The 13,643-nt window shown below is 63.0% G+C and carries 12 protein-coding genes; all 12 read left to right on the forward strand.

Annotation, left to right across the window (positions count from 1 at the left end):
- Positions 1-275: 275 nt before the first annotated feature.
- Genes mraZ through NPS58_RS08655 form a run of 12 tightly spaced genes read left to right on the forward strand, consistent with a single transcriptional unit; the run spans position 276 to position 13,642 of the window.
- Positions 276-731, forward strand: a complete 456-nt coding sequence (gene mraZ, locus NPS58_RS08600; RefSeq protein WP_010220775.1) for a division/cell wall cluster transcriptional repressor MraZ — start codon at positions 276-278, stop codon at positions 729-731.
- On the forward strand, positions 728-1,675 hold the full coding sequence (gene rsmH, locus NPS58_RS08605) for a 16S rRNA (cytosine(1402)-N(4))-methyltransferase RsmH (protein WP_425313034.1): 948 nt from the start codon (positions 728-730) through the stop codon (positions 1,673-1,675). The genes mraZ and rsmH overlap by 4 nt, the downstream gene beginning before the upstream one ends.
- Positions 1,672-1,965 (forward strand): cell division protein FtsL, encoded by a 294-nt coding sequence (gene ftsL / locus NPS58_RS08610; protein WP_028943284.1) that lies wholly within the window; start codon positions 1,672-1,674, stop codon positions 1,963-1,965. The genes rsmH and ftsL overlap by 4 nt, the downstream gene beginning before the upstream one ends.
- Entirely contained in the window at positions 1,965-3,698 is a 1,734-nt protein-coding gene (locus NPS58_RS08615; RefSeq protein ID WP_274115385.1) for a peptidoglycan D,D-transpeptidase FtsI family protein, read from the forward strand. The genes ftsL and NPS58_RS08615 overlap by 1 nt, the downstream gene beginning before the upstream one ends.
- A complete protein-coding gene (locus NPS58_RS08620) occupies positions 3,698-5,161 on the forward strand; it encodes a UDP-N-acetylmuramoyl-L-alanyl-D-glutamate--2,6-diaminopimelate ligase (protein WP_274115044.1) in 1,464 nt (487 codons plus the stop codon). The genes NPS58_RS08615 and NPS58_RS08620 overlap by 1 nt, the downstream gene beginning before the upstream one ends.
- On the forward strand, positions 5,154-6,524 hold the full coding sequence (locus NPS58_RS08625; protein WP_274115045.1) for a UDP-N-acetylmuramoyl-tripeptide--D-alanyl-D-alanine ligase: 1,371 nt from the start codon (positions 5,154-5,156) through the stop codon (positions 6,522-6,524). Before NPS58_RS08620 ends, NPS58_RS08625 begins: the two co-directional genes overlap by 8 nt.
- The gene (gene mraY / locus NPS58_RS08630) at positions 6,524-7,606 is read left to right on the forward strand and encodes a phospho-N-acetylmuramoyl-pentapeptide-transferase (protein ID WP_274115046.1); all 1,083 of its coding nucleotides are present in this window, start codon (positions 6,524-6,526) and stop codon (positions 7,604-7,606) included. The genes NPS58_RS08625 and mraY overlap by 1 nt, the downstream gene beginning before the upstream one ends.
- A gap of 6 nt (positions 7,607-7,612) precedes the next feature.
- Positions 7,613-8,959 carry a UDP-N-acetylmuramoyl-L-alanine--D-glutamate ligase gene (murD, locus tag NPS58_RS08635; RefSeq protein WP_274115047.1) on the forward strand — a complete coding sequence of 449 codons (1,347 nt, stop codon included), beginning with the start codon at positions 7,613-7,615 and terminating at the stop codon, positions 8,957-8,959.
- Positions 8,956-10,170 (forward strand): putative lipid II flippase FtsW, encoded by a 1,215-nt coding sequence (gene ftsW, locus NPS58_RS08640; protein WP_425313035.1) that lies wholly within the window; start codon positions 8,956-8,958, stop codon positions 10,168-10,170. The genes murD and ftsW overlap by 4 nt, the downstream gene beginning before the upstream one ends.
- On the forward strand, positions 10,160-11,239 hold the full coding sequence (murG, locus tag NPS58_RS08645; RefSeq protein ID WP_274115048.1) for an undecaprenyldiphospho-muramoylpentapeptide beta-N-acetylglucosaminyltransferase: 1,080 nt from the start codon (positions 10,160-10,162) through the stop codon (positions 11,237-11,239). The genes ftsW and murG overlap by 11 nt, the downstream gene beginning before the upstream one ends.
- The gene (gene murC / locus NPS58_RS08650) at positions 11,232-12,686 is read left to right on the forward strand and encodes a UDP-N-acetylmuramate--L-alanine ligase (RefSeq protein ID WP_274115049.1); all 1,455 of its coding nucleotides are present in this window, start codon (positions 11,232-11,234) and stop codon (positions 12,684-12,686) included. The genes murG and murC overlap by 8 nt, the downstream gene beginning before the upstream one ends.
- Positions 12,683-13,642: a D-alanine--D-alanine ligase gene (locus NPS58_RS08655; protein ID WP_274115050.1), complete on the forward strand. Its 960-nt coding sequence runs from the start codon at positions 12,683-12,685 to the stop codon at positions 13,640-13,642. The genes murC and NPS58_RS08655 overlap by 4 nt, the downstream gene beginning before the upstream one ends.
- The last annotated feature ends 1 nt before the right edge of the window (position 13,643 follow it).

Here is a 13,643-nt window from a genome sequence, read left to right on the forward strand (position 1 = left end):
CGTCTTCGTAATACCGAAAAAATCTTACTCTTAATAAATCACTTTAACTTCGGACTCTATCCGTCTGAGTGAGTTTGATTTTTTGTGTCTGAAAATTCTCTGATTTGATCTTCCATCTTCCCCTACCGCGCTAAATCTCCGATCTGTAAGGGATTTCCTTATAAGCGTGCCTTGACGGTGTGGTAGGCGGATTCCTATAGTGTGCGCAAGTGGCAGGAAGTGGCATAAAGTGGGTTTTCTGACACAAAAAAGCTAACAAGTGGGGAATCGAAGCCGTGTTCCGCGGAGCCAACGCTATCAACCTCGACGCAAAGGGCCGTCTCGCAATGCCGAGCCGGTACCGTGACGAGCTCGATTCGCGCAGTTCCGGGCAACTGATCGTAACGATCGATGCGGTGGACCCCTGCTTATGTGTATACCCGCTCGACGAGTGGGAGCTGATTGAAGCCAAGTTGCGCGCCTTGCCGTCTTTGCGTGAAGAGAACCGTCGCCTCCAGCGTTTGCTGATCGGCAATGCGGTGGATCTGGAGCTTGATGGAAGTGGGCGTTTCCTGGTGCCTCCGCGTTTGCGCGAATACGCCAAGCTCGACAAGAAGGCGATGCTGGTGGGGCAACTGAACAAATTTCAGCTGTGGGACGAGGATGCCTGGAACGCGGTTTCGGCAGCCGACCTTGCAGCTATTCAACAACCGGGCGCCATGCCTGACGAACTGCGTGATTTGATCCTGTGACTATAGATAGCGGCTTTAACCACATCACCGTACTGCTTGACGAAGCCGTCGAGGCTCTCGCCGTACGCGCCGATGGCTGCTATCTGGATGGCACCTTCGGTCGCGGCGGGCATAGCCGGTTGATCCTCAGCAAGCTCGGGCCGCAAGGACGGTTGCTGGGTTTTGACAAAGATCCTCAAGCGATTGCCACCGGGCAAGCGCTGGCGGCCGAAGACGGCCGCTTTGTCATTGTGCAGCGCAGTTTTGCCGAGCTGGGCGCCGAAGTGGCCGAGCGCGGTATTGCCGGCAAGGTCAGTGGCATCCTGCTGGACCTGGGCGTGTCCTCGCCGCAGCTGGACGACCCGGAGCGCGGCTTCAGCTTCCTCAATGACGGCCCGCTGGACATGCGTATGGACCCGACCCGCGGCGTCAGTGCGGCCGAGTTCATCGCCACCGCGCCGGAAGAAGAAATCGCCCGCGTGTTCAAGGAATACGGTGAAGAGCGCTTCGCCAGGCGCATGGCCCGTGCCGTGGTGTTGCGCCGCGAAACAGAGCCTTTTACCCGCACCGCGGACCTGGCTGAAGTCCTCAAGGTTGCCAACCCTGCCTGGGAGAAGGGCAAGAACCCGGCGACCCGTGCGTTCCAGGGGCTGCGCATCCATGTGAACAACGAGCTGGGCGACCTGGAGGCCGGCCTCGAGGCCGCGCTCGAGGCACTGGAAGTCGGCGGGCGCCTGGTGGTGATCAGCTTCCACTCCCTGGAAGACCGCATCGTCAAGCTGTTCATGCGCAAGCTGGTCAAGGGCGAGTCCGACAACCTGCCGCGCAACCTGCCGGTACAGCACAAGCATTTCGAGCCGAAGATCAAGGTTCACGGCAAGGCGCAGTTCGCCTCCGAAGCCGAGCTCAAGGCCAACCCACGTTCGCGCAGTGCTGTCATGCGCGTTGCCGAGAAGTTGCGGTGAGCCGCTTGTTTGCCAAGCCTTTGCCAGGCGGAAGCTTCCTGATGCTCCTGCTGTTTATCGCCGTGCTCGTTTCTTCGGTGGCGGTTTCGTACAGCGCGCACTGGAACCGCCAGTTGCTCAACACCCTCTATGGCGAACTCAGCGAGCGCGACAAGGCGCAGGCCGAGTGGGGCCGGCTGATCCTCGAACAAAGCACCTGGACCGCCCACAGCCGTATCGAGAACCTGGCCAGCGAACAGCTGAAAATGCGTATTCCTGCGGCCGATGAAGTACGGATGGTGGCGCCATGATGAAACTTGAAGGCGCACTCTACCCTTGGCGGTTTCGCGTGGTCATCGGCCTGCTGGCCTTGATGGTCGGCGCGATCGCCTGGCGCATCATCGACCTGCAGGTGGTCGATCGCGACTTTCTCAAGGGCCAGGGCGACGCCCGCAGCCTGCGGCACATTCCTATTCCTGCGCACCGCGGCCTGATCACCGACCGTAACGGCGAACCGCTGGCAGTCAGCACGCCGGTTACCACCTTGTGGGCCAACCCCAAGGAAATGCAGGCCTACAAGGATCGCTGGCCGGCACTTGCCGCGGCGCTCAAGCAGAACCCGCAACAGCTCACCCAGCGCCTGGAGCAACAGGCCGGCAAGGAATTCATCTACCTGGTCCGGGGGCTGACGCCCGAGCAGGGTCAGGTGATCCTTGACCTGAAGATTCCCGGTGTCTATGGCATCGAGGAATTTCGTCGTTTCTACCCGGCCGGCGATGTGGCTGCGCACATGGTTGGCTTTACCGACCTCGACGACCATGGTCGGGAAGGGGTCGAACTGGCCTACGATGAGTGGCTGGCCGGCGTCCCTGGCAAGCGACAGGTCATCAAGGACCGGCGTGGCCGGCTGATCAAGGACATCCAGGTAACCAAAAACGCCAAGGCCGGAAAGACCTTGGCGTTGTCCATCGACCTGCGCCTGCAATACCTGGCGACCCGCGAGCTGCGCAACGCAATTGCCGAGCAGGAAGCCAAGGCGGGCAGCCTGGTGATCCTCGACGTGAAGACTGGCGAAGTGCTGGCCATGGTCAACCAGCCGACCTACAACCCCAACAACCGTCGCAGCATGTTCCCGGCCGCCATGCGTAACCGGGCGATCATTGACGTGTTCGAGCCAGGCTCCACGGTCAAGCCGCTGTCGATGAGCGCGGCCCTGCAAAGCGGACGCTGGAAGCCGACTGACAAGGTCGAGGTCTATCCGGGCACCTTGCAGCTGGGACGCTACACCATTCGCGACGTGTCCCGCAGCGAAGGCCCGATCCTCGACCTGACCGGCATCCTGATCAACTCCAGTAACGTCGGCATGAGCAAGATTGCCTTCGATATCGGTGGCGAATCCATCTACCGCGTGATGTCCCAGCTGGGGCTTGGGCAGTACACCGGCCTGGGCTTCCCCGGTGAGCGTGTGGGCAACCTGCCCAACCACCGCGAGTGGCGCAAGGCCGAAACCGCGACCCTGTCCTATGGCTACGGCCTGTCGGTGACCGCGCTGCAACTGGTGCATGCCTACGCCGCGCTGGCCAACGACGGCAAGATGGTGCCGCTGAGTATCCTCAAGGTCGACAAGACGCCGGAGTCCACGCAGGTGGTACCCGTGGAAGTCGCCAAGACCATCCAGGGCATGGTCCAGCAGGTCATCGAAGCGCCGCGCGGGGTGTTCCGTGCGCAGGTGCCGTTCTATCACGTAGGTGGCAAGAGCGGTACAGCGCGCAAGGCCACCATCGGTTCCAAGGGCTACACCGAGAACTCCTACCGCTCGCTGTTTGCAGGCTTCGGCCCGATGAGCGACCCGCGCTACGCAGTGGTGGTGGTGATCGATGAGCCGAGCAAGGGCGGCTACTTCGGTGGTCTGGTGTCGGCGCCGGTGTTCAGCAAGGTCATGTCCGGCACGTTGCGCCTGATGAACATTCCGCCGGACAACCTGCCGCCGGCGACTCCACAGCAGCAGGTCAATGCTGCGCCCGCCAAGGGAGGGCGCGGTTAATGACAATGCCTCTGAGCAAGCTTTTCGCCCAGGCCAGCCGCGATCCGTTGATCCGCGAGCTGACGCTGGACAGCCGTAGCATCCGTCCGGGCGATCTGTTCCTGGCGGTACCCGGTGCACGCGTCGATGGTCGCGATCACATTGCCGATGCGCTCAAGCGTGGTGCGGCTGCCGTCGCCTATGAAGCCCAAGGCGCTACCGTGCTGCCGATCACCGAAGTCCCGCTGATTCCGGTCAAGGGCCTGATTGCCCAGCTGTCGGACATTGCCGGGCGCTTTTATGGTGAGCCGAGCCGTCAGCTGGACCTGATTGGTGTCACCGGTACCAATGGCAAGACCAGCGTCACCCAACTGGTGGCGCAAGCCCTGGACAAGCTCGGCCAGCACTGTGGCCTGATTGGCACCTTGGGTACCGGTTTCTACGGCGAACTGCAAAGCGGTCGCCTGACCACGCCGGACCCGATTGCCGTGCAAGCCACGCTCAACGACCTGAAGAAGGGCGGCGCCAAGGCGGTGGCCATGGAGGTCTCGTCCCACGCCCTGGATCAGGGACGGGTCGCCGCACTGGAATTCGATATTGCAGTGATGACCAACCTGTCGCGTGATCACCTGGACTACCACGGCAGCATGCAGGCTTATGAAGATGCCAAGGCGCGCCTGTTCGCCTGGCCGAACCTGCGCTGCCGGGTGGTCAACCTGGATGACGAGTTCGGCCGTCGCCTGGCCGGCAAGCATGCCGAGTCGCGCCTGATCAGCTACAGCCTCAATGACAGCGCCGCTTCGCTGTACTGCCGCGAAGCGCACTTCGACGATGATGGTGTGCGCGCCGTGATCGTGACGGCTCAAGGTGAGCGTACCTTGCGCAGCCGCCTGCTGGGGCGTTTCAACCTGAGCAACATGCTGGCAGCCGTCGGCACATTGCTGGCGCTTGACTATGCGCTGGACGAAATTCTCAAGGTCACGCCAACCCTCGAAGGCCCTATCGGGCGCATGCAGCGCCTGGGTGGCGGCAGCAAGCCGCTGGTAGTGGTCGACTATGCACATACCCCGGATGCCCTGGAGCAGGTTCTGCAGGCTTTGCGCCCGCACGCCAAGGGCCAGTTGCTGTGCCTGTTCGGCTGCGGCGGTGACCGTGATCGCGGCAAGCGCCCGTTGATGGCCGAAGTGGCCGAGCGCCTGGCTGACCGGGTGCTGGTCACCGACGACAACCCGCGCACTGAAGACCCCCAGCAGATCTTTGCCGACATTCGTCCTGGCTTTGCCCGGGCCGATGGCGTCGAATTCGTTGCCGGTCGCGGCGCTGCCATCGTCCAACTGATTGCCAGTGCAGGCGTCGACGATGTGATCGTGCTGGCGGGCAAGGGCCACGAGGATTACCAGGAAATCAACGGTGAGCGTCACGACTTCTCCGATCTGGTCGAAGCCGAGAAAGCACTCGCGCACTGGGAGACACCCCATGCTTAAGCCATTGACCCTCAGCCAGTTGACCGCGCCCCTGCAGGGCCGCCTGGTGGGTGGCGATGCAACCTTTACCGGCGTGAGCATCGACAGCCGCGCCATCGTTGCCGGGCAACTCTTTGTGGCCCTGGCCGGGCCTCGCTTCGACGGTCATGACTACCTGAACGATGTGCAGGCCAAAGGTGCTGTTGCAGCCTTGGTGGAGCGCGAAGTGACGGGCACCGACCTGCCTCAATTGCTGGTCGCCGATACCCGCTTGGCCCTGGGCCAGTTGGGTGCCTTGAACCGTGCCGCCTTCGACAAGCCAGTGGCAGCCATCACCGGCTCCAGCGGCAAGACCACGGTCAAGGAGATGCTCGCCAGCATCCTGCGCACACGTGGTTCGGTGCTGGCCACTCGCGGCAACTTGAACAATGACCTCGGTGCGCCGCTGACCTTGCTTGAACTCGCCCCGGAGCACACGGCGGCGGTCATCGAGCTGGGAGCTTCGCGTATCGGCGAGATTGCCTATACCGTCGGGCTGACCAAGCCCCAGGTGGCGTTGATCAACAACGCAGGTACGGCCCATGTCGGCGAGTTCGGCGGGCCGGAGAAAATTGTCGAGGCCAAGGGCGAGATCCTCGAAGGCTTGGGGCAGGATGGTGTCGCGGTATTGAATCTTGATGACAAGGCATTCGAGACCTGGAAGAAACGTGCCGGCAACCACCGGGTGCTGACCTTTGCCTTGAGCAATGGCGCAGCGGATTTTCATGCCAGTGCCATCACTCACGACGAGCGGGGCTGCCCGGCGTTCGACCTGCATGGCCCGATTGGCAGCGCGCCGGTCCAGCTCAATCTGCTTGGCACGCATAACGTCAGTAATGCCCTGGCCGCTGCTGCTGCCGCCCACGCTTTTGGTGTGTCGCTGGCGGGTATCGTCGAGGGCTTGAATAACGTGCAGCCGGTCAAGGGCCGCACCGTGGTGCACATGACTGCCAGCGGTTTGCGGGTGATCGATGACACCTACAACGCAAACCCCACCTCCATGTGCGCTGCCGTTGATATACTCGCCGGCTTTTCCGGCCGCACCGTCCTGGTGCTCGGGGATATCGGCGAATTGGGCCAGTGGGCCGAGGAAGGGCATCGGCAGGTAGGCGACTACGCCAAAGACAAGGTTTCGGCACTGTATGCCGTGGGGCCGAACATGGCACACGCGGTCGCAGCGTTCGGCACCAATGCCCGACATTTCGCTAATCAAGCTGACCTGATCGACGCCGTTTGCGCCGACGAGCAGGCCACTAACACCACTATTTTGATCAAGGGTTCGCGCAGCGCTGCGATGGAAAACGTCGTGGCGGCCCTGTGCGGTTCCAGCGGGGAGAAACATTAATGCTGCTGCTGCTGGCTGAGTATCTGCAACAGTTCTACAAAGGCTTCGCGGTCTTTCAGTACCTGTCCCTGCGCGGGATTCTGGGTGTACTGACCGCGTTGTCGCTGGCCCTTTGGCTGGGCCCTTGGATGATTCGTACCCTGCAGATTCGCCAGATTGGCCAGGCGGTTCGTAACGACGGCCCGCAATCGCACTTGTCCAAATCCGGTACCCCGACCATGGGGGGCGCATTGATTCTGTCGGCCATCGGTATCAGCACCTTGCTGTGGGCCGACCTGACCAACCGTTATGTCTGGGTGGTGCTGGTCGTCACCCTGTTGTTCGGTGCAATCGGCTGGGTCGATGACTACCGCAAGGTGATCGAGAAGAACTCGCGTGGCCTGCCGAGCCGCTGGAAGTATTTCTGGCAGTCGGTGTTTGGCCTCGGCGCTGCGATTTTCCTGTACATGACCGCACCGAGCAGCGTGGAAACCACCCTGATCGTGCCGATGCTCAAGGATCTCACCATCCCGCTGGGTGCCGGCTTCGTGGTCCTGACCTACTTCGTGATCGTCGGTTCGAGCAACGCGGTCAACCTGACCGACGGCCTCGATGGCCTGGCAATCATGCCGACGGTGATGGTGGGCGGCGCCCTGGGCATCTTCTGCTACCTGTCGGGCAACGTGAAATTTGCCGAGTACCTGTTGATTCCCTATGTGCCGGGCGCTGGCGAGCTGATCGTCTTTTGCGGCGCGCTGATCGGTGCCGGCCTGGGCTTCCTGTGGTTCAACACCTACCCGGCCCAGGTGTTCATGGGTGACGTCGGTGCCCTGGCACTGGGTGCCGCGCTGGGCACCATCGCGGTCATCGTTCGCCAGGAGATCGTCCTGTTCATCATGGGCGGTGTGTTCGTCATGGAAACCCTGTCGGTGGTGATCCAGGTGGCCTCCTTCAAGTTGACCGGCCGTCGGGTGTTCCGCATGGCCCCGATCCACCACCACTTTGAACTCAAGGGTTGGCCCGAGCCTCGGGTGATCGTCCGCTTCTGGATCATCACCGTGATTCTGGTGCTGATCGGCCTTGCCACCCTGAAACTGAGGTAGAAACGCGTGTCATTGATCGCTTCTGACCACTTCCGCATCGTTGTCGGCCTCGGCAAGAGCGGCATGTCCCTGGTTCGCTTCCTGGCGAACCGGGGCGTTGCCTTTGCGGTCGCCGACACCCGTGAGACCCCACCGGAACTGGAAACCCTGCGCCGTGATTACCCGCAGGTGGAAGTGCGCTGTGGCGAACTGGATGTCGAGTTTCTTTGTCGTGCCGACGAACTCTATGTGAGTCCTGGCCTGGCCCTGGCCACACCGGCGCTGCAGCAGGCGGCCGCCCGTGGCGTCAAGTTGTCTGGCGATATCGAGTTGTTCGCGCGTAACGCCAAGGCCCCCATCATCGCCATCAGCGGTTCGAATGCGAAAAGCACCGTCACCACCCTGGTCGGCGAGATGGCCGCCGCGGCAGGCAAACGTGTGGCAGTTGGCGGCAACCTGGGCACTCCGGCGCTGGACCTGCTCAGCGACGACGTCGAGCTGTACGTGATGGAGCTGTCCAGCTTCCAGCTGGAAACCACCGACCAGCTCAACGCTGAAGTCGCCACGGTGCTCAATGTCAGCGAAGACCATATGGATCGCTACAGCGGCCTGCCGGCCTATCATCTGGCCAAGCACCGGATCTTCCGCGGTGCCCGCCAGGTGGTGGTCAATCGCCAGGACGCCCTGAGCCGCCCGCTGTTGGCAGAAGGCCAGCCGGTCTGGACGTTCGGCCTGAACGCGCCCGACTTCAAGGCGTTCGGCCTGCGTGAAGAGAACGGCGAGAAGTACCTGGCGTTCGAGTTCCAGAACCTCATGCCGGTACGCGAACTGAAGATCCGCGGTGCTCACAACCAGTCCAACGCCCTGGCGGCGCTGGCATTGGGGCACGCGGTCGGCCTGCCGATGGAGGCGATGCTGGCGAGCCTGCGTACCTTCGCCGGCCTGGCCCATCGTTGCCAGTGGGTTCGTGAGCGTAACGGCGTGAGCTGGTACGACGACTCCAAGGCCACCAACGTGGGGGCGGCGCTTGCCGCCATTGAAGGCCTGGGCGCCGACATCGACGGCAAGCTGGTGCTGATCGCCGGTGGCGATGGCAAGGGCGCCGACTTCAGCGCCCTGCGTGCCCCGGTAGCTGCGCACTGCCGCGCCGTGGTGTTGCTGGGTCGTGACGCAGAGCGTCTGGCCGAGGCATTGGGCGACAGCGTCCCGTTGATCCGTGTGAAGACGCTGGACGAAGCCGTGCAGCAGTGTGCCGAACAAGCTCAGCCGGGTGACGCGGTGCTGTTGTCGCCAGCCTGCGCCAGCCTCGACATGTTCAAGAACTTCGAGGAGCGTGGGCGCCTGTTCGCCCAGGCCGTAGGAGGGCTGGCATGATCTTCGGCATGATCAAGCCCTATCCGTCGCCGCTGATCAGCGGCCGTGGCATCGACCTCGATTTTGCCATGCTCGCCGGGTGCCTGGCGCTGCTGGGCCTTGGCCTGGTGATGATCACCTCGGCCTCCTCGGAAGTGGCTGCGGCACAATCGGGTAACCCGCTGTATCACATGTTCCGTCACCTGGTGTATGTGGCCATCGGCGTGGTGGCCTGCATCGTCACCATGATGGTGCCGATCGCGACCTGGCAGAAAATGGGCTTCACCATGCTGGTGGGCGCGTTTGGCCTGCTGGTGCTGGTACTGATACCGGGCATCGGTCGCGAAGTGAACGGTTCGATGCGCTGGATCGGTTTCAGCTTCTTCAACGTGCAGCCCTCGGAAATTGCCAAGGTGTTCGTGGTGATCTACCTCGCCGGCTACCTGGTGCGTCGTCAGCAGGAAGTGCGCGAGAGCTGGATGGGCTTCTTCAAGCCGTTCATCGTCTTGCTGCCGATGGCTGGCCTGCTGCTGATGGAGCCGGACTTCGGTGCCACGGTGGTGATGATGGGCGCCGCGGCGGCCATGCTGTTCCTGGGGGGCGTCGGGTTGTTCCGCTTCAGCTTGATGGTGGTCCTGGCGGTGGGGGCGGTGTTCGTCCTGGTCCAGGCCCAACCCTATCGGATGGCGCGTCTGATCACCTTTACCGATCCCTGGTCGGATCAGTTCGGTTCCGGCTACCAGTTGACCCAGGCGCTGATTGCCTTCGGTCGTGGCGAATGGCTGGGCGTCGGCCTGGGCAACAGCGTGCAGAAGCAGTTCTACCTGCCGGAAGCGCACACCGACTTCGTGTTCTCGGTGCTGGCCGAAGAGCTGGGCGTGGTCGGCTCGCTGGTCACCGTCGCGCTGTTCGTGTTCGTCACCGTACGTGCCTTGTACATCGGCCTGTGGGCCGAGAAAGCCAAGCAGTTTTTCGCCGCCTACATGGCCTTTGGCCTGGCCTTCCTGTGGATCGGCCAGTTCTTGATCAACATCGGTGTGAACGTCGGCCTGCTGCCGACCAAGGGCCTGACCCTGCCGTTCCTGAGCTACGGGGGCAGCTCGCTGGTGATCTGCTGCGCCTGTGTGGGGTTGTTGCTGCGCATCGAGTGGGAGAGTCGCACCCACCTGGGCAGCGAAGAGCATGAATTCGATGAAAGCGATTTTGCCGAGGAGCCCAACCATGGCCGCTGACGGCAAGAACGTACTGATCATGGCGGGCGGCACCGGGGGCCATGTGTTCCCGGCCCTGGCCTGTGCCCGTGAATTCCAGGCGCGCGGCTACAGCGTGCACTGGTTGGGTACGCCCCGTGGTATCGAGAACGAGTTGGTGCCGCAGGCAGGCTTGCCGCTGCACCTGATCAACGTCACCGGCCTGCGGGGCAAGGGCAAGCTGTCGTTGCTCAAGGCACCCTTTACCCTGGTAAAGGCGGTGTTGCAGGCCCGTCGCATCATTCGCCAGCTCAAGCCGGTCTGTGTGGTCGGTTTTGGTGGTTATGTGACAGGGCCTGGTGGCGTTGCTGCAAGGTTGTGCGGTGTGCCTGTGGTGGTGCACGAGCAGAACGCCCGCGCCGGTACCGCCAATCGGCTGCTGGTGCCTTTGGCCGGCCGAGTCTGCGAAGCTTTCCCCGGCACTTTCAGTGCTTCGGACAAGCTGCGCACCACCGGCAACCCGGTGCGCAGCGAGCTGTTCATGGAAACCCCGCGTGAGCCCCTGGGCACGCGCCGGCCACGTCTGCTGGTACTGGGCGGAAGCCTTGGCGCGGAACCGCTGAACAAATTGCTGCCCCAGGCCCTGGCCCAGGTGCCCGCGGACATTCGTCCCGAGGTATTCCACCAGGCGGGCAAGCAGCACGACCAGATTACCGCCGAGCGCTATCGCGAGGCCGGAGTCGAGGCTCAGGTAGAGCCGTTTATCAAGGACATGGCCCAAGCCTATGGCTGGGCCGATCTGGTGGTCTGCCGCGCCGGCGCGCTGACCGTCAGTGAGCTGGCCGCGGCCGGCTTGCCATCGATGCTGGTGCCCTTGCCCCATGCCATCGACGATCACCAGACCCACAACGCCCATTATCTGGCCCGCGAAGGCGCTGCCTTCCTGATGCCACAAGCGACAACCGGCGCAGCGGAACTCGCTGAACGCCTGAACGAGGTGCTGATGCAACCGGAAAAACTCACCACCATGGCCGCCACTGCCCGGCGCCTGGCAAAACCTGCGGCCACCCGCACCGTGGTCGATATCTGCCTGGAGGTGGCCCATGGTTGAAAGTCAGAAAGCCATGCCGCAACCCGAAATGCGCCGTATCCGCCGCATCCACTTCGTCGGTATCGGCGGCGTGGGCATGTGCGGGATCGCCGAAGTGCTGCTGAACCTGGGCTACCAGGTGTCGGGCTCCGACCTCAAGACCTCGGCAGTCACCGAGCGCCTGGAGTCCTTCGGTGCGCAGATCTTCATCGGCCACCGTGCCGAGAACGCTGCCAGCGCCGATGTGCTGGTGGTCTCCAGCGCCATCAACACCGCCAACCCGGAAGTCGCGACCGCACTTGAGCGCCGTATCCCCGTGGTGCCGCGTGCCGAGATGCTTGCCGAGCTGATGCGCTATCGCCACGGTATTGCCGTGGCCGGTACCCATGGCAAGACCACCACCACCAGCCTGCTGGCCTCGGTGTTCGCCGCCGGTGGCCTGGATCCGACCTTCGTCATCGGTGGCCGCCTGAATGCAGCAGGTACCAATGCCCAGCTTGGCACCAGCCGCTACCTGATCGCCGAAGCCGATGAGAGCGACGCCAGCTTCCTGCACCTGCAGCCGATGGTGGCCGTGGTCACCAACATCGACGCCGACCACATGGCGACCTATGAGGGCGACTTCAACAAGCTGAAGAAGACCTTTGTCGAGTTCCTGCACAACCTGCCGTTCTACGGCCTGGCGGTGATGTGCCTGGACGACCCGGTGGTGCGTGAGATCCTGCCACTGGTCAAGCGTCCGGCAGTGACCTACGGCTTCAGCGAAGAAGCCGACGTGCGCGCGATCAATGTTCGCCAGACGGGCATGCAGACCCACTTCACCGTGTTGCGCCGCGACCGCGAGCCGCTGGACGTGTCGGTCAACATGCCGGGCAACCACAACGTGCTCAACGCCTTGGCAACCATCGCCATCGCCACCGACGAGGGCATCAGCGATGAAGCCATCGTCCAGGGCCTTTCGGGGTTCCAGGGGGTAGGGCGGCGCTTCCAGGTCTACGGCGAACTGCCCGTGGACGGTGGCAGCGTGATGCTGGTCGACGACTACGGTCACCACCCGACCGAAGTGGCGGCGGTTATCAAGGCGGTGCGCGGTGGCTGGCCTGAGCGGCGCCTGGTGATGGTCTACCAGCCACACCGCTACAGCCGTACGCGCGACTTGTACGACGATTTCGTCCAGGTCCTGGCCGATGCCAACGTGCTGTTGCTGATGGAGGTCTATCCGGCCGGCGAGGAGCCGATTCCGGGCGCCGACAGCCGTCAGCTGTGCCACAGCATCCGTCAGCGTGGCCAGCTCGACCCGATCTACATCGAGCGCGGCATCGAGCTGGCGCCGCTGGTCAAGCCGCTGCTGCGCGCAGGCGACATCCTGCTGTGCCAGGGCGCCGGCGATATCGGCGGCCTGGCCCCGCAATTACTCAAGAGTCCGTTGTTCGCTGGTGCCGTTGCCAGTCAGGGGAAGTCGAAATGACTGTTAACCAATACGCCAACCTGCATTCGACCATCGCCCCGAAAGACTTCGGCCGTGTCGCCGTGCTCTATGGCGGCAAGAGCGCCGAACGCGAGGTTTCGCTCAAGTCCGGCGCCGCCGTGATCGATGCGCTGACCACCGCCGGTGTCGACGTGGTGGCCATCGATGTGGGCGACGACCTGCTCGATCGCCTGCAGCGCGAGAAGATCGACCGCGCCTTCATCATCCTCCACGGCCGTGGCGGTGAAGACGGCAGCATGCAGGGCCTGCTCGAGTGCCTGGGCATCCCCTACACCGGCAGTGGCATCCTTGCCTCGGCCCTGGCCATGGACAAGCTGCGCACCAAGCAGGTGTGGCAGAGCCTGGGGATTCCGACCCCGCGCCATGCCGTGCTGGGCAGCGAATCCGACTGTATTTCCGCGGGCACGGAACTGGGCTTCCCTTTGATCGTCAAACCGGCCCATGAAGGTTCCAGTATCGGTATGGCGAAAGTGACCAGCGTCGACGAATTGATCGCCGCCTGGAAAGACGCCGCCACCTACGATTCGCAAGTATTGGTCGAACAATGGATTCACGGTCCGGAGTTCACTATCGCGACCTTGCGTGGGCAGGTATTGCCTCCCATCGCGCTGGGCACCCCCCATACGTTCTACGACTACGACGCCAAGTACCTGGCCTCCGATACCCAGTACCGGATTCCTTGCGGCCTGAGCGCTGAAAAAGAGCAGGAACTGATCGACCTCACCGCCCGTGCCTGCGACGCCGTTGGTATCGCTGGCTGGGGCCGGTTGGACGTGATGCAGGACGAGCAGGGGCGTTTCTGGCTGCTCGAAGTCAACACCGCACCAGGCATGACCGATCACAGCCTGGTCCCCATGGCGGCACGCGCGGCCGGCCTGGACTTCCAGCAGTTGGTGCTGGCAATCCTGGCGGCCAGCGTCGAGGCGCGAGGTTAAG

It is taken from the genome of Pseudomonas putida, assembly GCF_028682455.1.
Taxonomy (GTDB): domain Bacteria; phylum Pseudomonadota; class Gammaproteobacteria; order Pseudomonadales; family Pseudomonadaceae; genus Aquipseudomonas; species Aquipseudomonas putida_AA.

Bases quoted from the DNA above. Each gene is read 5' to 3' on its own strand.
- ftsW (WP_425313035.1), top strand. From the start codon at position 8,956: ATGATCTTCGGCATGATCAAGCCCTATCCGTCGCCGCTGATCAGCGGC.
- murG (WP_274115048.1), top strand. From the start codon at position 10,160: ATGGCCGCTGACGGCAAGAACGTACTGATCATGGCGGGCGGCACCGGG.
- NPS58_RS08615 (WP_274115385.1), top strand. From the start codon at position 1,965: ATGAAACTTGAAGGCGCACTCTACCCTTGGCGGTTTCGCGTGGTCATC.
- murC (WP_274115049.1), top strand. From the start codon at position 11,232: ATGGTTGAAAGTCAGAAAGCCATGCCGCAACCCGAAATGCGCCGTATC.
- mraY (WP_274115046.1), top strand. From the start codon at position 6,524: ATGCTGCTGCTGCTGGCTGAGTATCTGCAACAGTTCTACAAAGGCTTC.
- NPS58_RS08655 (WP_274115050.1), top strand. From the start codon at position 12,683: ATGACTGTTAACCAATACGCCAACCTGCATTCGACCATCGCCCCGAAA.
- NPS58_RS08625 (WP_274115045.1), top strand. From the start codon at position 5,154: ATGCTTAAGCCATTGACCCTCAGCCAGTTGACCGCGCCCCTGCAGGGC.
- NPS58_RS08620 (WP_274115044.1), top strand. From the start codon at position 3,698: ATGACAATGCCTCTGAGCAAGCTTTTCGCCCAGGCCAGCCGCGATCCG.